At 65.5% G+C, this 19,289-nt stretch carries 16 protein-coding genes; 6 read left to right on the top strand and 10 right to left on the bottom strand.

Annotated features, from left to right (window positions below; genetic code table 11):
* The first annotated feature begins 44 nt into the window (after positions 1-44).
* Positions 45-2,171, top strand: coding sequence for a PQQ-dependent dehydrogenase, methanol/ethanol family (locus Cth01_RS11255; protein ID WP_045839251.1), 2,127 nt, complete (start codon positions 45-47; stop codon positions 2,169-2,171).
* Between the two features lie 96 nt (positions 2,172-2,267).
* On the top strand, positions 2,268-3,698 hold the full coding sequence (locus Cth01_RS11250; RefSeq protein WP_045839250.1) for an aldehyde dehydrogenase family protein: 1,431 nt from the start codon (positions 2,268-2,270) through the stop codon (positions 3,696-3,698).
* Positions 3,699-3,753: 55 nt separating this feature from the next.
* Here the strand turns inward: Cth01_RS11250 and Cth01_RS11245 are convergent, their stop codons facing one another.
* From Cth01_RS11245 to Cth01_RS11205, 9 genes are all read right to left on the bottom strand, one after another.
* Positions 3,754-4,506: a ProQ/FinO family protein gene (locus Cth01_RS11245; RefSeq protein ID WP_045839249.1), complete on the bottom strand. Its 753-nt coding sequence runs from the start codon at positions 4,504-4,506 to the stop codon at positions 3,754-3,756.
* A gap of 76 nt (positions 4,507-4,582) precedes the next feature.
* Complete coding sequence (glcF, locus tag Cth01_RS11240) at positions 4,583-5,836, bottom strand: glycolate oxidase subunit GlcF (RefSeq protein WP_045839248.1); 1,254 nt, start codon at positions 5,834-5,836, stop codon at positions 4,583-4,585.
* 18 nt (positions 5,837-5,854) lie between these two features.
* Positions 5,855-7,003: a glycolate oxidase subunit GlcE gene (gene glcE / locus Cth01_RS11235; RefSeq protein ID WP_045839247.1), complete on the bottom strand. Its 1,149-nt coding sequence runs from the start codon at positions 7,001-7,003 to the stop codon at positions 5,855-5,857.
* A gap of 132 nt (positions 7,004-7,135) precedes the next feature.
* The gene (gene amt / locus Cth01_RS11230; RefSeq protein WP_034406877.1) at positions 7,136-8,488 is read right to left on the bottom strand and encodes an ammonium transporter; all 1,353 of its coding nucleotides are present in this window, start codon (positions 8,486-8,488) and stop codon (positions 7,136-7,138) included.
* A 39-nt stretch (positions 8,489-8,527) separates the two neighbouring features.
* A complete protein-coding gene (gene glnK / locus Cth01_RS11225) occupies positions 8,528-8,866 on the bottom strand; it encodes a P-II family nitrogen regulator (RefSeq protein ID WP_003059648.1) in 339 nt (112 codons plus the stop codon).
* A gap of 17 nt (positions 8,867-8,883) precedes the next feature.
* Positions 8,884-9,636, bottom strand: a complete 753-nt coding sequence (locus Cth01_RS11220) for a TorF family putative porin (protein WP_003070494.1) — start codon at positions 9,634-9,636, stop codon at positions 8,884-8,886.
* Between the two features lie 373 nt (positions 9,637-10,009).
* Entirely contained in the window at positions 10,010-11,338 is a 1,329-nt protein-coding gene (locus tag Cth01_RS11215; RefSeq protein WP_045839246.1) for a sulfatase family protein, read from the bottom strand.
* A gap of 113 nt (positions 11,339-11,451) precedes the next feature.
* Entirely contained in the window at positions 11,452-12,444 is a 993-nt protein-coding gene (locus Cth01_RS11210) for a Bug family tripartite tricarboxylate transporter substrate binding protein (protein WP_045839406.1), read from the bottom strand.
* 140 nt (positions 12,445-12,584) lie between these two features.
* Positions 12,585-13,556: a tripartite tricarboxylate transporter substrate binding protein gene (locus Cth01_RS11205; protein WP_045839245.1), complete on the bottom strand. Its 972-nt coding sequence runs from the start codon at positions 13,554-13,556 to the stop codon at positions 12,585-12,587.
* Positions 13,557-13,648: 92 nt separating this feature from the next.
* On the opposite strand from Cth01_RS11205, the gene Cth01_RS11200 reads away from it, so the two are divergent.
* Complete coding sequence (locus tag Cth01_RS11200; RefSeq protein ID WP_045839244.1) at positions 13,649-14,200, top strand: MarR family winged helix-turn-helix transcriptional regulator; 552 nt, start codon at positions 13,649-13,651, stop codon at positions 14,198-14,200.
* 84 nt (positions 14,201-14,284) lie between these two features.
* Complete coding sequence (locus Cth01_RS11195; protein WP_045839243.1) at positions 14,285-15,823, top strand: YifB family Mg chelatase-like AAA ATPase; 1,539 nt, start codon at positions 14,285-14,287, stop codon at positions 15,821-15,823.
* 13 nt (positions 15,824-15,836) lie between these two features.
* Here the strand turns inward: Cth01_RS11195 and Cth01_RS11190 are convergent, their stop codons facing one another.
* The gene (locus tag Cth01_RS11190) at positions 15,837-16,766 is read right to left on the bottom strand and encodes a LysR substrate-binding domain-containing protein (protein WP_034393366.1); all 930 of its coding nucleotides are present in this window, start codon (positions 16,764-16,766) and stop codon (positions 15,837-15,839) included.
* 111 nt (positions 16,767-16,877) lie between these two features.
* Between Cth01_RS11190 and Cth01_RS11185 the strand changes: the two genes are divergently transcribed.
* The gene (locus Cth01_RS11185; protein WP_045839242.1) at positions 16,878-18,056 is read left to right on the top strand and encodes a YbfB/YjiJ family MFS transporter; all 1,179 of its coding nucleotides are present in this window, start codon (positions 16,878-16,880) and stop codon (positions 18,054-18,056) included.
* Positions 18,057-18,089: 33 nt separating this feature from the next.
* Positions 18,090-19,169 (top strand): NAD(P)H-dependent flavin oxidoreductase, encoded by a 1,080-nt coding sequence (locus tag Cth01_RS11180; RefSeq protein ID WP_045839241.1) that lies wholly within the window; start codon positions 18,090-18,092, stop codon positions 19,167-19,169.
* Positions 19,170-19,289: the final 120 nt, after the last annotated feature.

Raw genomic sequence — 19,289 nt, 5'->3', positions numbered from 1 at the left:
ATACACCATGCTTTGCGGCATAGCAATCACAACAGGAGACCTCGATGAAACGGCTGATCGACAACTCTCATGGACGGCCCGGTCGCATGGCCTGGATGCTGGCCGCCTGCCTGGGCAGCGCAGCGGCCCTCGCGCAAGCCGACCCTGCGGCGCAGGCCGCGGCCGCCGTGCAGCGAGTCGATGGCGCTTTCATCAGCGCCAATGCCGCCAAGACGCCCGACTGGCCCACCATCGGCGTGGACTACGCCGAGACCCGCTACAGCCGCCTCGATCAGATCAATGCCGCCAACGTCAAGGACCTGGGCCTTGCATGGTCGTACAACCTCGAATCCACGCGCGGCGTGGAGGCCACGCCTGTCGTCGTGGACGGCATCATGTACGTCAGCGCTTCATGGAGTGTGGTGCACGCCATCGACACCCGTACCGGCAACAGGATCTGGACCTATGACCCGCAGGTCGACCGCAGCACCGGCTTCAAGGGGTGCTGCGACGTCGTCAACCGTGGCGTGGCGCTGTGGAAGGGCAAGGTCTTTGTGGGTGCCTGGGATGGCCGCCTGATCGCGCTGGACGCTGCCACCGGCAAGGAGGTCTGGCAGAAAAATACCTTCGAGGGGCAAAAGGGGTCGCTGACCATCACGGGTGCGCCGCGCGTGTTCAAGGGCAAGGTCATCATCGGCAACGGCGGCGCCGAATATGGCGTGCGCGGCTACATCACGGCCTATGACGCCGAGACCGGCGAGCAGAAATGGCGCTGGTTCAGCGTGCCCGGCGATCCGTCCAAACCCTTTGAGGACGAATCCATGAAACGCGCCGCCAGGACCTGGGACTCCAGCGGCAAATGGTGGGAGGCCGGCGGCGGCGGCACCATGTGGGACAGCATGACCTTCGATGCCGAGCTCAACACCATGTACGTGGGCACGGGCAACGGCTCGCCCTGGTCGCACAAGGTGCGCAGCCCCAAGGGCGGCGACAACCTGTATCTGGCTTCCATCGTGGCTCTGGATCCCGACACCGGCAAATACAAGTGGCACTACCAGGAAACGCCGGGCGACAACTGGGACTACACCTCCACCCAGCCCATGATCTTGGCCGACATCAAGATCGCCGGCAAGCCGCGAAAGGTCATACTGCATGCGCCCAAGAACGGCTTCTTCTTCGTGCTCGACCGCACCAATGGAAAGTTCATCTCGGCCAAGAACTTCGTGCCCGTGAACTGGGCCAGCGGCTACGACAAGAACGGCAAGCCCATCGGCATTGCTGCGGCACGCGACGGCAGCAAGCCCCAGGATGCAGTGCCGGGCCCCTATGGCGCGCACAACTGGCACCCCATGTCCTTCAACCCCCAGACTGGCCTGGTGTATCTGCCTGCGCAGAACGTGCCCGTCAACCTGATGGACGACAAGAAATGGGAGTTCAACCAGGCCGGACCGGGCAAGCCCCAGTCGGGCACGGGCTGGAACACCGCCAAGTTCTTCAATGCCGAGCCGCCCAAGAGCAAGCCTTTTGGCCGCCTGCTGGCCTGGGACCCGGTTGCGCAAAAGGCTGCCTGGAGCGTGGAGCATGTCTCGCCCTGGAACGGCGGCACGCTGACCACGGCGGGCAATGTGGTGTTCCAGGGCACGGCCGATGGCCGCTTTGTGGCCTATAACGCGACCAGCGGCGAAAAGCTGTGGGAAACGCCCACGGGCACCGGCGTGGTGGCCGCGCCCAGCACCTATATGGTGGACGGCAAGCAGTATGTCTCGGTGGCAGTGGGCTGGGGCGGTGTCTACGGCCTGGCTGCGCGCGCCACCGAGCGCCAGGGGCCGGGCACGGTCTATACCTTCGTCGTGGGCGGCAAGGCCAGGATGCCGGAATTCGTGGCCCAGCGCACAGGCCAGTTGCTGCAGGGCGTGAAATACGACCCCGCCAAGGTCGAGGCCGGCACCATGCTGTATGTGGCCAACTGCGTGTTCTGCCACGGCGTGCCTGGCGTGGACCGCGGCGGCAATATTCCCAACCTGGGCTATATGGACGCGAGCTATATCGAGAACCTGCCCAGCTTCGTCTTCAAGGGCCCGGCCATGGCGCGCGGCATGCCGGACTTTACGGGCAAGCTGTCGGGCGATGACGTGGAGTCCATCAAGGCCTTCATCCAGGGTACAGCGGACGCCATCCGGCCCAAGCCCTGAAGCCTGCACTTCACCACGCCGGTGCGCCCGAGTCACGCACCGGCGGGCCCAGATCGCAAACCTCTTCTTTTGACTCGATACCAAGGAAATAGCCTCATGCAAGACCATCTGCAGTTCTATATCGACGGCCAATGGGTGAATCCGGTCAGCCCGCGCAGCCTGGAGGTCATCAATCCCTCCAGCGAGCAAGCCATTGCCCGCATCAGCATGGGCTCGGCCGCCGACGTGGACAAGGCCGTGGCCGCCGCGCGTCGCGCCTTCGAGAGCTACTCGCGCACCAGCCGCGAAGAGCGCCTGGCCCTGCTGGCCAAGGTGCTGGAGGTCTACCAGAGCCGCTACGGCGACTTTGTGCAGACCATCTCGCAGGAGATGGGGGCGCCGCTGTGGCTGTCCAAGGCGGCACAGGCCGCCATGGGCGTGGCCCATCTGAGCTCCACCATCGAGGTCCTCAAGAACTTCGCCTTCGAACATGTGCAGGGCAGCACGGCCGTCGTGCATGAGCCCGTGGGCGTGGTCGGCATGATCACGCCCTGGAACTGGCCCATCAACCAGATCATGTGCAAGGTCGCCCCGGCCCTGGCCGCCGGCTGCACCATGGTGCTCAAGCCCTCGGAGGTCGCCCCGCTCAACGCCCTGCTCGTGGCCGAGGTGCTGCACGAGGCGGGCGTGCCGGCCGGCGTCTTCAACCTCGTCAACGGCGACGGCCCCGGTGTGGGCGAGGCCATGTCCTCCCACCCCGGCATAGACATGATGACCTTCACGGGCTCCACGCGCGCAGGCATTGCCGTGGCCAAGGCCGCGGCCGACAGCGTCAAGCGCGTGGCCCAGGAACTGGGCGGCAAGTCTGCCAACATCGTGCTGGATGACGCCAACCTGCAGAAGGCCGTGACCCAGGGCGTGCAGGCGGTGCTGATGAATTCGGGCCAGAGCTGCAACGCACCCACGCGCATGTTTGTGCCGCGCGCCCTGCATGGGCAGGCCGTGGAGATCGCCCGTAGCGTCGCCGGCGCAGCGACCGTGGCCGATGCGCTGGCCGAGGGCATGCACATGGGCCCCGTGGTCAGCGAGGCGCAATGGGGCAAGATCCAGGCCCTGATCCGCAAGGGCATTGAAGAGGGGGCGACCCTGGTGGCGGGCGGCACAGGCCGCCCCGAAGGGCTGGCCCGGGGCTACTTTGTCAAACCCACGGTGTTTGCCGATGTGAGCAATGACATGAGCATTGCGCGCGAGGAAATCTTCGGTCCCGTGCTGGTGATGATTCCCTACGACGACGAGGAAGACGCCATCCGCATGGCCAACGACACGGTGTACGGCCTTTCGGGCTATGTGCAATCGGGCAGTCTGGAGCGTGCGCGTCGCGTGGCCGCGCGCCTGCGCACAGGCATGGTCCACCTTAACGGCGCGGGGCCAGACTTCAATGCGCCGTTCGGCGGCTACAAGCAGTCAGGCAATGGCCGTGAATGGGGCGAGCACGGTTTCCGCGATTTCCTCGAAACCAAGGCAGTCATGGGCTACGGCGCGGCCTGATCTATTCAAAATCAATAGCTGCTGGCGCCCATTTGATGGGCGTCAGCAGCTATTTTTATTGAATATTCTGCTGGCGGCGACGCGCGCGTTCCAGCTGCTGTACGACCTGACGCGGATTCATGCCGTACATCTCGGCGAACTCCTGCTCCGAAGTCTGGCCGCTGAGCTGGAAGGAGCGCAGCAGCGCCTCGTCCTTGGCGGCGCGGGCATCGGCCTCGGCCAGGGCATCTACCACCAGGGCGTTGGTCTTTTCGTCACGGCCCTGCACGCGCTCGGCGTATTCCTCGCGCGTGAGACCGGAGGCTTCGTAGGCGACGACGATGCGGTTGCGCAGCTTGGGCGTCAGGTCTTCCTGCGTGCGCTGCTGGCGGCGGCGGAAGACTTCGATCAGCGCGTGGTGAACATGCTCGGGCAGCGTGGCTTCCACGGGCTGACCGCTCAGGTCATGGCGTTGCTGACCGCTGGCCATGGCCGCCAGATAGCGACCGGAGCGGGTGTGCTGCTGCAGCGCGCTCTTGAGTGCGTCCTTGTCCAGCTCCGGGTGGGCGGCAAGCAGGTCTTCAAAAATGCCGCGCTTGAAGGGCAGCAGCTGCTCGCCGAACAGGGCCGGGTGCCACTGTGCCAGCTGCTCCAGCAAGGGGTGTTGCGGACGTGCGGCCTGCGGGGCGGCTTTGGCTGCGGGAGCCGGGTTCTGGCGGCCACGGCCGCCTCGGCGCGAGCGTGAGCCGGGCTGCGAGTCCTGCACGCTGTGCTGCGATGCCGCTTGCGAGGCTTTCTGCTCTTGTGATTCAGACACGATTTCAGTCATGGCAAAGCCCGTGGGCCTGGGAAAACAAAACCCCCAATCATGCCAGCATTGCAAACTGCAGTGGCATGCGGGGGTGTCAGCCGGTGGCCAGGGCCTGATCCAGCAGCTCCACCCAATGCATGACCGGGACCTCGGTACCGTTTTGCAGATGGACGATGCAGCCCATATTGGCCGAGAGAATCGCTGCGGGCTTTTCTGGGGCGAACGGCTCGTCCAGTGCGGCGATCTTGCGGTCACGCAGCTGGTGCGAGATTTCAGGCTGCAGCACCGAGTAGGTACCTGCAGAGCCGCAGCACAGATGGGATTCGGTGCGCGCCACGCGCAGATCGAACCCCAGCTCGCGCAGGCCCGCTTCCACGCCGCCGCGCAGTTTCTGCCCATGCTGCAGCGTGCAGGGCGGGTGATAGGCCACGGGGGCCCGGGGCACCGTGATGCGGTCCTTGAGCTTGTCCACCAGCTCGGGCAGCATGTCGGGCAGCAGTTCGCTGAGGTCGCGGGTCAAGGCGCTGATGCGCGCGGCCTTGTCGGCGTATTGCGGCTCCAGCCGCAGCAGATGGCCGTACTCCTTGACGGTGACGCCACAGCCCGAGGCGTTCATCACGATTGCCTCGACCTCGCCGCGCTCCACCAGCGGCCACCAGGCGTCGATATTGGCGCGCATCTGGGCCTTGCCGCCGTCCTGGTCGTTGAGGTGGAACTTCACCGCGCCGCAGCAGCCGGCCTTGTCGGCAATCACGGTCTGCACGCCCACGGCATCCAGCACCCGGGCCGTGGCGTAGTTGATGCGGGGCATCATGGCCGGCTGCACGCAGCCTGCCAGCAGCAGCACCTTGCGCGCATGTTCCTGTGCGGGCCAGGCTCCGGCCTCCTGGGCGGCCGGAATTTTTTCGCCCAATGACTCCGGCAGCAGGCCTTTCACGGCGCGGCCCAGCTTCAGCGCGGGGGCGAACAGCGGGGAATTCATGCCCTCCTTGAGCAGCCAGCGCTGCAGCTTCTCGCCCGCCGGGCGTTCGACCTGTTCATCGACGATCTTGCGGCCGATATCGACCAGATGACCGTACTGCACGCCGCTGGGGCAGGTGGATTCGCAGTTGCGGCAGGTCAGGCAGCGGTCCAGGTGCAGCTGCGTGGCCCGCGTGGGTGTTTGCCCTTCCAGCACCTGCTTGATCAGATAGATGCGGCCGCGCGGGCCGTCCAGCTCGTCGCCCAGGGTCTGGTAGGTGGGGCAGGTGGCGGTGCAGAAGCCGCAATGCACGCATTTGCGCAAGATGGCTTCGGCTTCCTGGCCTTCTGGCGTGGCACGGTATTCGGGCGCGAGATTGGTTTGCATGGGGTGCTGTCCTTGTTCTTACCAATGCGCCGAGAGACGGCCCACATTGAGAATGCCGGCGGGGTCGAATGCCTGCTTGAGCCGGGCATGCAGCTGTGCCGATGTGCGGCCGGCCGGGCTGGCCTGCGCATGAACATCAAGATCGCTGTTGGCGCTTGTCTGATTGGCGTCCTCGGCTCTGAAAAGAGAAGCGGACCCGCCGGCTGCCTGCGCGAGTTGCTGCAAGGCTGCGGCAGCCGAACGCGGGGCCTGCACCCAGCGCTGAGCTCCATGCCAGTCGATGAACGGGCCTGCTGCACCTTGCGGCAGCTGCAGCGGCGCCGTGGTCGCAGGAACGGACAGACGCCACAGGCAATGATCGGCAGCGCGCTGCTGGAACCAGGGCAGGCTCAGATCGCGGCTGGCGCTCCAGTCGGCGGCAACGGCGTCGCTGTCCAGCCGCTCGCCGCCCAGGCGCAGCGTAGCGGCTTGAACGGCGGCGCGGGCGCCGCGCAGTCGCAGATACAGCGTGCCCTTTCCGTCTTCTTCCAGCCAGTTGCTGGCATTGAGCGGCAGAGGCTGGCCGCCCCAGTGATTGAGCCAGTCCAGAGCCTGTTCCTGGCTGCAGGCGTCAAAGCGCAGCGTGGCCTCGGCCGGAGCCACGGGCAGAACCTTGAGGCTGATCTCGGTGATCAGGCCCAGCGTGCCCCAACTGCCCGTCATCAGGCGCGAGACGTCATAGCCGGCCACATTCTTCATGACCTGGCCGCCGTAGCGCAGCAGCTCGCCCTGGCCGTTGATCATCTCCAGGCCCAGCACGAAGTCGCGTACTGCGCCAACGCTGGCACGCGACGGGCCCGACAGGCCTGCGGCGACCATGCCGCCCACGGTGCTGGCGGCGCCGAAGTGCGGCGGCTCGAAGGCCAGGCACTGGCCCTGGCTGGCCAATGTCGCCTCCAGCTCGGCCAGCGGCGTGCCAGCGCGAACGGTGACCACCAGCTCGCTGGGCTCGTAGCTGACGATGCCGCTGAGCGCGCGCGTGGACAGCGGCTCGCCCTGCAGACGCAGGCCGTAGAAGTCCTTGCTGCCGCCGCCGCAGATGCGCAGCGGGGTCTTGTCACTGGCAGCGGCGCGAATGCGCTCGCCGAGCTGATTGATTTGGCTGGTGGCTGAATCCATGGCCTGCATGGTAGCCGGGGCGCCCCCGGGGCAGGAAGGCCTGGTCTTTGATTTTTTTGAAAAGCAGGCGTGAATAAAAAAGCCCCGCAGTTCGCACTGCGGGGCAACGTAATGAAACTGAACTTGCGAAGAGCCTGCCGCTTAACGGGTGTAGGCCACCTCGCCGTGAGAAGTGATGTCCAGGCCCTGGCGCTCGGACTCTTCCGAGACACGCAGACCCACGGTCAGATCGGCAATCTTGTAGGCCAAGAAGGAGACCACGCCGGACCAGACGATGGTCACCAGCACGCTCTCGACCTGCACCCACAGCTGATGCGCCATGTTGTAGCCCTCGGGCTCGATACCGCCCAGGCCCTTGGCGCAGAACACGCCGGTCAGGATGGCACCCAGGATACCGCCGACGCCGTGGACGCCGAACACGTCGCAGACGTCGTCAACCTTGAGCAGGCGCTTGAGGCCGGACACGCCCCAGAAGCACAGAGGGCCGGCGATGATGCCCATGACGATGGAGCCCATGGGGCCGACAAAACCGGCGGCGGGGGTGATGGTCACCAGACCGGCCACGGCACCCGAGGCAGCACCCAGCATGGAGGCCTTGCCGCGCAGCAGCGCTTCGGCCACGATCCAGGAGATGGCGGCAGCGCCGGTCGCGAGGATGGTGTTGATGAAGGCCAGGCCGGCAACGCCGTTGGCGGCACCGGCAGAGCCGGCGTTGAAGCCGAACCAGCCCACCCACAGCAGGGAAGCGCCCACCATGGTCAGCGTCAGGCTGTGCGGAGGCAGGGCTTCCTTGCCGAAGCCGATGCGCTTGCCCAGCATGTAGGCACCCACCAGGCCGGCCACGGCGGCGTTGATGTGCACCACGGTGCCGCCAGCGAAGTCCAGTGCGCCATCGGCACCCAGCAGACCACCGCCCCACACCATGTGGGCCATGGGGATGTAGCTGAAGGTGAACCACAGCACGGAGAACACGATCACGGCCGCGAACTTGATGCGCTCGGCAAACGCACCCACGATCAGCGCCACGGTGATGGCGGCGAAGGTGGACTGGAAGGCTACGAACACGTATTCGGGGATGGTCTTGAGCATGGACGACAGCGTGTCAGGCGTGATGCCCATGAGGAACAGCTTGTCGAAGCCCGCGAAGAACTTGCCTTCGCCGCCAAAGGCCAGCGAGTAGCCGTAGATGGCCCACAGCACGGTGATCAGCGAAAAGATCACGAAGACCTGCGCCAGCACGGACAACATGTTCTTGCTGCGCACCAGGCCGCCGTAGAACAGCGCCAGGCCGGGGATGACCATCAGGATCACCAGCATGGTCGAGGTCAGCATCCAGGCGGTGTCGCCGGCGCTCAGGGTGGGAACGGCCTCGGCCGCTGCTTCGGCCACAGGCGCTGCGGCGGCGGCAGCCGTTGCAGCTTCCTGGGCAAAGCCGGTGGCGCCGGCAGCCAGCAGGCCCAGTCCCAGGCCTGCGCTCAATAGTTTCTTGATCATGGCAATCTTTCTCAAAACGGTTCCAGAGAGACTGGGCCTTTACAGGGCCGCGTCGCCGGTTTCTCCTGTACGGATACGGATCGACTGCTCCAGCGCCTGCACAAAAATCTTGCCGTCGCCGATCTTGCCGGTACGGGCTGCGCCCTCGATGGCGTCGATGGCGGCATCGACCAGATCGTCGGCAATCGCGGCCTCGATCTTCAGCTTGGGCAGAAAGTCCACCACATACTCGGCACCGCGGTACAGCTCGGTGTGGCCTTTCTGACGGCCAAAGCCCTTGACTTCGGTCACGGTGATGCCTTGAACACCGATTTGGGAAAGAGCTTCACGCACTTCGTCGAGCTTGAAGGGTTTGATGATGGCGATCACCATTTTCATGACGGGCTCCTGAAAAATTAGAAAGTCTTGGAGAGCGTCAGAATCAGACGCGCCTTGTTCACATCGCCGAAGTAGGCCTTCTTGTTGGCGCCGGTCACCGCTGCACCTGCAGAGAAGCCGTCGCCCAGGTCATAGGCACCACCGACGCTGTAGTCCACATAGTTGGGAACGCCCAGGTCCTTGATGTCGCTGGAGAAATGGGTGTAACCAACTGATGCTTTCAGTGTCACCTTGGGCATCACTTCCTGGCTGTAGGAGAACTGCAGATAACCGGTGTTGCGGCCCTTGAGACCCGAGCCTGCCTTGGCGCCGGCCCAGCCGAAGTAGTCCTTGGACACCGTGTGCGAGTACTTGGCCGTGAACGGGCCGTAGGTGCCGGAGCCATAGATCTCGGTGGTGTTGCCGTTGGCGTTGCCCGAGTACACATAGGTCAGCATGCCCACGTCCCAGTCCACATCGGCAGCCTTGAACTTGTAGCCGCCGTAGAAGTCGGTTTCCAGCGAGTTGCCGGGCAGCCAGTCCACGGAGGAGTTCCAGTTGCCGACGTAGAAGCCGCTGTCGCCGAACGTGTAGTCAAAACCGCCTTGCAGCGCGGGCTTGACGGCCCTGGTGCGGCTGGCGTCCTGGTCCTGACCACGGAACTTGTAGTTGGTGGTCAGGGCAACGTTGGCGGAGAGCTGGGCATGGGCCCACATGGGGGCGACAACGGCGCAGGCCAGGGCGGCAGTCTTGGCGAAAGTCTTGAAACGGCTTGCAGCGGGACTAGGCATTCAGGGTTCCTCCGGTTTGAAAATTTCGTGGCAAAAATCTCGGATGAACTCTCAAAGCACAGACCGTGCCAGTCTCTGCGGCGGCTGCGGCACGGTTCGCTGCCCAAGGCCCTAGAACAGGCAGCGGGCCATAGCTGCCCGGTACAAAAAGCTACGAGTTTTCACAATCACTGAGCGCAACTTTCGCCACCCGGTTGGCGGCCTGAACCGAATGCACCAGGATGGTGCGTTTTTGCAATGCACCGCCATGGCCCGGTTTTTATCCGGTTTTTGCACCAAACAGGTGATTTGAAAGTGAGTGCATGCTCTCTTTTTGGGCGTGGACGCAAAAAAGCCCATCGCCAGGGCGATGGGCTTGCAGGCAGCGCCCAGCTCAGAAGCTGGCCTGGGGCAGGTCTGCCTTGGTGAACACCAGCGAGACCTTGGCTTCCTCGGGAATCGGCGGCAGCTCCTGATTCCAGTGCTCCCAGGCGCTGCGCAGCTCGGCCAGTTTCCGGGGCTCGCGATCACGCAGATTGGCGCGCTCGCGCGGGTCGCTGGCGATGTTGAACAGGTATTCGATGCCCTCGATCTGCAGATATTTCCAGTCGCCCCGGATCAAGGCCTTTTGCTCGCGGTGCTTCATGCGCCAGGCCAGGTCGCGCTCGGGCATCCAGCTTTGATCCTGCATCAGGGGCAGCAGGCTGATGCCGTCCAGCGGATAGTCGGCATGCGCGTCCACGCCGGCGGCGGCCAGGAAGGTGGCCGACCAGTCCATGGTCAGGCTGGGCGTGTCGCAAACGGCACCAGCCTTCATGCGCGCCGGCCAGCGGGCCAGCAAAGGCACGCGGATGCCGCCTTCGAGCAGGTCCATCTTCTGGCCCACGAAGGGCCAGGTATTGGAGAAGCGCTCGCCGCCGTTGTCGCTGGTGAAGACGATGAGCGTGTTTTCGCTCAGGCCTTTCTCCTCCAGCGCATCCAGCAGCCAGCCTATGCCTTCGTCCATGTGATGGATCATGCGCTGGTAGGTGTCGATGGAGCCGCCGTCGGTGTGCTTGCCGAAGCCGCCGATGCGGCGCGACTCCTCTAGGTCGTCGCGCGTCAGCCAGGGCCAGTGCGGCGCGCTGTAGTGCAGCGAGAGGTAGAAGGGCTTGTCGGCCGTTTGTCGCTTGACGAAGTCCACCGCGCGGCGGCTCAGCAGGTCGGTCAGGTAGCCGTCTTCGGTGTGCGGCTCCTCGTTGATCCAGAAGTCGGGGCGCCCGCGCGGATCGCAGTGGGCGAAGTAGTCGGCGCCGCCGGCATGAAAGCCGTAGAACTCCTCGTAGCCCGACAGGCGCGGGCCGAAATGCGGCGGGTAGCCCAGATGCCATTTGCCGACCAGGGCCGTGGCGTAGTCGGCATCGCGCAGCAGCGAGGCCACCGTGGGGTGATCGGGCGGCAGGCCCAGCACCTTGTCGCCATGCACGCTGGCGATGGGTTCCTCGGCCGCACCGCGCAGGCGGTACTGCCAGCGGCCCGTGGCCAGCGCAAAGCGCGTGGGCGAGCACACCGAGGAGTTGGAGTAGCCGCGCGTGAAGCGCAGGCCCTGGGCGGCCATGGCGTCCAGGCGCGGCGAGACGTCGGTGGCGTTGTTGTGCGCATCGCGCGCACCGGTGCAGCCCAGGTCGGCATAGCCGAGGTCATCGGCCAGGATGAAGATCAGATTGGGGCGGGAGTCAGTCATGAGATAGCGGAGAACATTCAAAAACAGGAGCTTCTATCGCTTGTTATGCAAGGATTTTGAATAGATTTGATGCTGAAAATATTTGGTAACAAGCGATAGCTGCTCCTCAAATATCAGGGCTTGAAGCCTGAGCGCTGCACCACCGGCGCCCATTGCGCGCGGTAGGCTTTGAGCATTTTTTCCGTGTCCTGCGCGCTGCTGACCACGGGCACCAGGTTGGAGGCGGCGAACTTCTGCTGCGTGTCGGCTTCCTTCATCACCTCCTGCACCAGTTGGGACAGGCGTTGCACCGTGGCCGGCGCCATGCTTTGCGGCGCGAACAAGGTGTTCCAGCCCGTGCCGACCAGGTTCACGCCCAGTTCCTTGAGCGTAGGAATGCCGGGTGCCATGGTGCTGCGGCGCTCGCCCGAGGTGGCCAGCACGCGCAGCTTGCCTGCTTCGTGCTGGGCGATCTGGGTGTCTAGAGTGTCCACGGCGATGGGGACCTGCCCGCCCATCAGGTCGGTGAGCAGCGGGCCCGAGCCCTTGTAGCCCACGACCTCGACGGGCACTTTGGCGGTCTCGCCCAGCATCAGTGCGAAAAAGTGCGGCAGGCTGCCCGTGGCCGGCACGCCGAAATTGGCCTGCTGCGGATTGGCCTTGAGCCAGGCCAGCAGATGCGGCAGCTCCTTCACGGGCACGGCGCTGGCGACGGCCAGGCCGAACTCGTAGCGGTTGACCTCGCTGATGGGGCGGAAGTCCTTTTCCGGCTCGTAGCCCGAGTCCGGAAACACCAGCGGCGCCACCACCATCACGGCGGGATTGGCCAGCAGCACGGCGGGCTGGGAGGGGGGCGCGTTCTTCACGTACTGGGCCGACAGGCGGCCGCCTGCGCCGGGCTTGTTTTCCACGATCACCGGGCTGCCGAGGCGGGCCTGCAGCCGGTCGGCCACGATGCGTGCCACGCGGTCGGTGGCGCCACCGGGCGGATAGCCGACCACCATGCGCAGCGGTGTCTTGTTGGGAAACAGGGCATGGCTCTCCTGGGCCTGCAGCGCGCCGCCGCCCAGCAAGCCTGCGCTCAGGCAGAGCCCTGCGGCGAGCTTGCCGAAGATTCTTCTTTGCATCGTCATCTCTCTCCTGGTCTGTGGTCCGCGCCGGTACCGGCTCGCGGATTCACACCATTAATGATTGGAAACCGGGCAGTGTAGGTGGGTTCCGGCACCGGCCTGAACCGCTCAGATGGCCGGCGCCCGTGCCCGAGGCATCAATCGGGTTTCAGATTGATCTTGCGGGTCAGCGCTTCCCATTTGTCGGAGATCTCGCGCACCCTGGCCTGGGCCTGCTCGGGGCTGCTGCCCACCATCTCGATATCCACGGCCTTGACCCGATCCTGCTGCTGCGGCGAGCGGATGGCGGCATCCATGGCTGCGAGAAAGCGCTTCTGGATCTCGGCAGGAACGCCCTTGGGGGCGGCGAGCAACAGCCAGTAGGTGCCGTCGAAATCGGGGTAGCCGGACTCGGCAATCGTGGGCAATGTCGGCAGCAGCGGCGAGCGCGTGCGGCCCGAGGTGGCCAGGGCGGTGACGCGACCGCTCTGTATCTGTGGCAGCACCGTGGGTGCCGCCAGGAAGCCGCAGTTCACCTGGCCGCCCATGAGGTCCTGCATGGCAGGTGCCGGCCCCTTGTAGGGCACATGCACCATTTTCACGCCGGTGCTGGACAGCAGCGACTCCATGACCAGATGACCGGGCGAGCCCGCGCCGCCGGTGGCATAGGTCAGCTCGCGCGACTTGGCGGCCTCCAGCATGTCCTTGACGGACTTGAAACCGAGGCCGGGGTTGCAGATCAGGGTCTGCGAGAACCTGGCGGCGGCGTTGAGCACCACGATGGCATCGCTGGAATAGCCGATGTTCTTGTAGATATGCTTGTTGACGGTGAGCACCGGGTCCATGGCCCACAGCCATGTGTAGCCGTCGGCCGGGGCGCGGGCGACCTCGGCCGCACCGATATTGCCATTGGCACCGGCCCGGTTTTCCACGATCACGGCTTGACCTAGCGCCTTTTGCACGGCCGCCGCCAGCGGGCGCACGGCGATGTCGGAAGGGCCGGCGGGCGGCGTGGGAACGATGATGCGTATGGGCTTGGCGGGCCAGTTGTCGGCAGCATGGGATGCCGTCAGAAGCGCGGCGGCCGCCAGCCCGGCCAGAGTGCGGCGGGCGATACGGGTGCAAGGCATGGTGTCTCCTGTCGTTTTCTTTGGAGCCACTGTAAGCAGTGACTCGATAATGGATCTAATCCATCATTCCTAGAGAAAACCCACAAAGACCCATGACCAAGGCGCAGCGCCACCCCTGGCGGCAGCCGTCCGAGCTGGACGATCTGTTCCTCTACCATCTGGCCCGCCTGATGAGCTCGGCCGGGACCATGGTGGTGCGCCTGTGCGAGGGCGGCTTCGGCATCACCCGGCGCGAGTGGCGCATGATCGGCCTGCTGGCCACCAAGGGTGCCATGCAGCCGTCCCAGCTCGCAGAGCTGGCGCAGCTCGATCGCACGCGCACCTCGCGCACCATCTCCACGCTGATTGCCAAGGGGCTGCTGCACAAGCAGGGCATGGCCGGCGACGGGCGCCAGGCCATGGTGCAGCTGACGGACGCCGGGCTGGCGCTGCACACCCAGCTGTTTCCGCAGATACAGGCGATCAACCAGGAGCTGCTCGGCGACGTCAGCGATACCGAGCTTGAGGTGTTGTCCCAGGTGTTCGAGCGCGTGCGCAATCGGGCGGCGCTCATGCAGGAGCAGGGCAGCTTTCCCAAGGCCGAGCGCCGCCGTGGCCGGGCTGCCGGCAGGCAGCCTGCCCGTGACGACGACGCCGCCGGCTGACGGCCTGTGCACACCCCTATTGCCTGTTTGAGCCGCTGGCGCATACGCTAGGCCCTACAGTTCGGCTTGAAGGGGAGGAGCGTGATGGGTCTGGCACTGGTTCAAAGTCGTGCCCTGCTGGGCTTGCAGGCACCGGCTGTCACGGTGGAGGTCCATCTGGCCAACGGACTGCCTTCGTTCACCCTGGTGGGTCTGGCGGATGTGGAGGTCAAGGAGGCCCGCGAGCGCGTGCGCGCAGCCATCGTCAATGCGGGGCTGGAGTTCCCGAACAATCAGCGCATCACGGTCAATCTGGCTCCGGCGGATCTGCCCAAGGACTCAGGCCGCTTTGACCTGCCGATAGCGCTGGGCATTTTGGCGGCCAGCGGGCAGATCGATGCACAGCGGCTCGCCGATTATGAGTTTGCAGGAGAGCTGTCGCTGACCGGTGCCCTGCGTCCGGTGCGCGGGGCCCTGGCAACGGCGCTGGCCCTGCAGCGTCAGCAACAACGCGTGCGGCTGGTGCTGCCGCCGGACAGTGCGCTGGAGGCCGCCTTTGTGCCGGCCATCGAAGTCTTCGGCGCCGCGCATCTGCTGGATGTGGTCAGGCAGTTCATCGCGCATGACGCCACCCTGTCGGAGCAGGGCGATGGCGTGGAGGGCTGGCAGCGGGTGCACTCCAGACCTGCTGAAGCTTCTTTGCCGTCGCTGGATCTGCGCGAGGTGCGCGGCCAGATGCAGGCCAAGCGCGCGCTTGAAATTGCAGCCGCCGGCGCACATGGTGTGCTGATGATCGGCCCTCCGGGCTCGGGGAAATCCATGCTGGCCCAGCGCTTTGCCAGCTTGCTGCCGGGCATGACCGATGAAGAGGCGCTCGAAGCCGCAGCCATTGCCAGCCTCAGCGGTCGTTTTACGCCGCAGCTGTGGCGCCAGCGGCCGTTTGCCGCGCCTCATCACACGGCCAGCTCCATCGCGTTGGTCGGCGGCGGCTCTCCGCCCCGGCCCGGCGAGATTTCATATGCCCATTGCGGTGCGCTTTTCCTGGATGAGCTGCCCGAGTTCGCGCGCAGCGCCCTGGAGGCCCTGCGAGAGCCGCTGGAGACCGGGCGCATCACTATCGTGCGGGCCGTGCAGAGGGCGGAGTTCCCGGCCCGTTTCCAGCTGGTGGCAGCCATGAACCCCTGTCCCTGCGGCTTCTGGGGGGCGCGCATCAGGGCCTGCCGCTGCTCGCCCGATCAGGTGGCACGTTATCAGGCACGCATCAGCGGTCCCTTGCTGGACCGTATCGATCTGCATGTGGAGGTGGCAGCGCTGTCGCCCGAGGAGCTTCTGGCAGCGCCCGAAGGGGAGAGCAGCGCTGCCGTGCAGCAACGCGTGAGCGCGGCCAGGGACAAGGCCTTGCAGCGTCAGGGCCTGCCCAATCATCAGTTGCAGGGGGCACAGCTCGACACGCATCTGCAGCTGGAGCCCGAGGCGCTGACCTTTGCCCACAAGGCTGCAGCGCGCCTTGGCTGGTCGGCGCGCGGCACGCACCGGGCCCTGAAGGTGGCGCGCACCATTGCCGATCTGGCGGACTCGGATGCCATCACGCAAACCCATCTGGCCGAGGCATTGCAGTACCGCCGCGCGCTGATGCAGCCGTGATGTCCTGCCGCTCTCAGGCGGCAAGAGCCAGCGCCACGGGCTGTGCCCGTGTGGCTTGCGGATTGACACCCAGTACCTGCGCAAATGCATGCAGTGCCGGCGACCAGCCTTGTACGGCAGCGGTCACAAAACAGGTGTCGACAAAGGCCAGCTCCTGTCCGCTCCTGCCGGGCAGAGTCATCCAGTGCACGCCAAAGCGCTGCTGCTGGGCTTCGACCAGCGAGCGCGACAGCAGCGCATAGCCCATGCCGGCAGCCACGCAGCCGAGGATGGTGTCCAGCATGCCCAGCTCCATGATGCGTACCGCCGTCACACCCATAGAGGCCATCAGCAGCTCGATCCGCTGGCGGTAGCTGCAGCCCTGGCGAAAGGCCAGAAACACGGAGCTGCTGAACTCTGCGGCGGTGGGGAAGCGCGTCAGCGGCTGTCCGCTGACCAGCACCAGCTCTTCACGAAATACCGGCCAGGATTGCAGCTCGTTTTGTGGTGCGGCACCGTTGATGAAGGCACAGTCGATGCGACCGGCCGCCAGCTCCATCAGCAATGCGGCGCTGGGCTGGGCGTCCAGCTCCAGGTCGATATCCGGATGCTGCCTGCGCAACTCGGCCAGCAGTGGCGGCAGACGCAGTGCGGCCGTGGTTTCCATCGAGCCTATGCGCAAGGCACCCTTGACCTGGCCGGCTGCAAATTGCCGGGCTTGCAGCATGGCCAGCACCTGGTCATGCGACTGCAGCATCTGCCGCGCAGATTCCAGCAGCGTGCGTCCGGCCGGAGTGGGAAAGACCGGGTTGGCCCGCATCAGCAATTGCACGCCTGCTTCGTCCTCGAGCTTTTTGATATGGGCCGTGACATTGGATTGCACGGTGTGCAGAAGCTGGGCTGCGGCACCAAAGCTGCCGCTTTCGCAGACGGCTTCGAACATGCGCAGGGATTTGAGTTGCATATGCGGCTCCAATATCTTGAATTGAGATGCAAGTCATCATTTTGAATCATTGGACATGATCGAGTCGCAGCGTTTAGGCTTGATGCCAATTTCCCCTCCATAACCCGAGCTGTGATCGAACGCAAAGAACTTCCCCTGCTGTTGACCGGCTTCATGGCCACCCTGAGCGGCGTCGGCCTGGCTCGTTTCGCCTATACGGCGCTGATGCCGCAGATGGTTCATGCGGGCTGGTTCAGCGGCGAGCAGGTGGCTTATCTGGGTGCCGCCAATCTGCTCGGCTATCTGATCGGGGCTTTGGTCGCCGCGCCGCTGGCCGAGCGCATGGGCGCGCTGCGCGTGCTGGTGATCTGCTGGGTGGCCGTGACGCTGAGCTTTGCCGGCTGCAGCCTGCCCCAGCCTATGGCCCTGTTCTTTGTCTGGCGGCTGATCTCCGGCATTGCCGGTGCCGCGCTGATGGTGCTGGGCCCGTCGGTGGCCATGGCTGCAGCAGCGCCGCAGCGCCGTGCCACGCTGGGCCCGCTGATGTTCTGCGGCATTGGCGTGGGCGCCTTGCTGGCCGCCACGCTGGTGCCCATGTTTGCGCGCAGCAGCCTGAGCGCCGTCTGGTGGGCGTTGACGGCGCTGTCTGCGCTGTCGCTTTACAGCGGCTGGCATGCTGCGCGCCAGATCCCGCTGCATGCACCGGTGGCGATCCAGCCCACGGCGGTCGCAGCCTCCAGCACAACGCCGTGGAGCCTGGCGGTGATTCTGGTGCTGGTCGCCTATGCCTGCGACGCCTTCGGCTTTGTGCCGCACACGGTGTTCTGGGTGGACTACCTGGATCGCGAGCTGCAGCTGGGCGGCGCCTATGCCTCGACGCAATGGGCATTCTTCGGGCTTGGCGCGATGGTCGGGCCGCTGTGTGCGGCCTACTGTGCCACGCGCTGGGGCTGGTGGGGTACGACCACGGGCGCCTATGCACTCAAGGCCGTGGCCATCGGCCTGCCGCTGGCCTGGGCAGGTTTCGGCGGCCATGTGCTGTCGGGTTTTGTGGTGGGGGCGCTGTCACCGGGCATGGCGGCCATCACCTCGGGTTATCTGATGCAGCTCATCGGCCCCGGCCAGCACAAGAAAATGTGGGGCTATGCCACGGCGGCATTTGCGCTGCTGCAGGCCAGCTCCGGCTATCTGATGGCATTCGTCTACGCCAGCAGCGGCAGCTATCGCCAACTGTTCGTGCTGGGCTGCGCGGCGCTGGGGCTGGGCGCGCTGCTGGTGGCCTCTAGCCGCCTGGCCCGCACTGCGCAATGATTCATATCGAGAAGTGAAACCGGGAGACGCGCGATGAGCAAACTACCTTTGTGGATGACAGGCCTGGGCCTGCAGCATCCCATCATTCAGGCCCCGATGGCCGGGACCTCGACCCCGCAGCTGGCGGCTGCCGTGAGCAATGCATCGGCCCTGGGTTCGGTAGGCATAGGCGCCTACGGCCTTGAGCAGGCGCGCCAGCATATCGAGCAGACGCGTGCGCTGACCGATCGCCCCTTCAACGTCAACCTCTTCTGTCACCGTGAGCCGGTCGCAGATGCGGAGCGCGAAGCACAGTGGCTGCGCTATCTGGCGCCGGAGTTCGAGCGCTACGGCGCGTCCGTGCCGCCGGGCCTGCGCTGCATCTACGAGTCCGCGCTGGGCAATGCGCGATTGCAGGCCATGCTGCTGGAGCAGCGCCCTGCCGTGGTGAGCTTTCATTTCGGCCTGCCGGAGCAGAGTTTTGTCGATGCCTTGCGCGCCGCCGGCATCACCACGCTGGCCTGCGCCACCAGCCTCGACGAGGCGCGCCAGATCGAGCAGGCCGGGGTGGAGGTGATCGTGGCCCAGGGCATGGAGGCGGGCGGCCATCGCGGCGCTTTCGTGCCCGAGCAGGACAGACTGATGGGGACTTTGGCGCTGGTGCGGCTGCTGGCGCGCGAGTCCCGCCTGCCCGTGGTCGCCGCAGGCGGCATCATGGACGGTGCCGGCATCGCTGCCGCTTTGCAGCTCGGAGCCTGCGCCGTGCAGATGGGCACGGCCTTCATCCTCTGCCCCGAATCCGCCGCCAGCCAGGCCTACCGCGCCGAGCTGCAAGGCGACAGCGCGCAGCACACGGCCATCACCGCCGCCATTTCCGGACGCCCTGCGCGCGGCATGTTCAACCGTCTGCACCAGCTGGGACGAGACTATGCAGGAGCACTGCCCGCCTATCCCATGGTGTATGACGCAGGCAAGGCGCTGCACCAGGCCGCCAGCGCGCAAGGCAGCAGCGACTATGCCGCGCACTGGGCCGGCCAGGGCGCACCGCTGGCTCGCGCCATGCCAGCGGCCGAGCTCGTGCGCACGCTGGCGCAGGAGCTGGAGCAGGAGCTGGAGCAGGCGGAGCACGCCTGAGCGGGCTGGAGCGGATATTCGGTGCGCCTGGAGTAACCATCTGATTTGATAGCTGTCATCGCTTGTAATGCAAAAGATCTGGATTGTTTTCGCCAAGATTTGAATGCTGGCTTGCGATGA

Origin of the sequence: Comamonas thiooxydans (genome assembly GCF_000964545.1) — a bacterium.
Classification (GTDB): Bacteria; Pseudomonadota; Gammaproteobacteria; order Burkholderiales; family Burkholderiaceae_C; genus Comamonas; species Comamonas thiooxydans.
The sequence above is the reverse complement of the archived record's forward strand: the minus strand, read 5'-3'. Positions and strand labels throughout refer to the sequence as shown.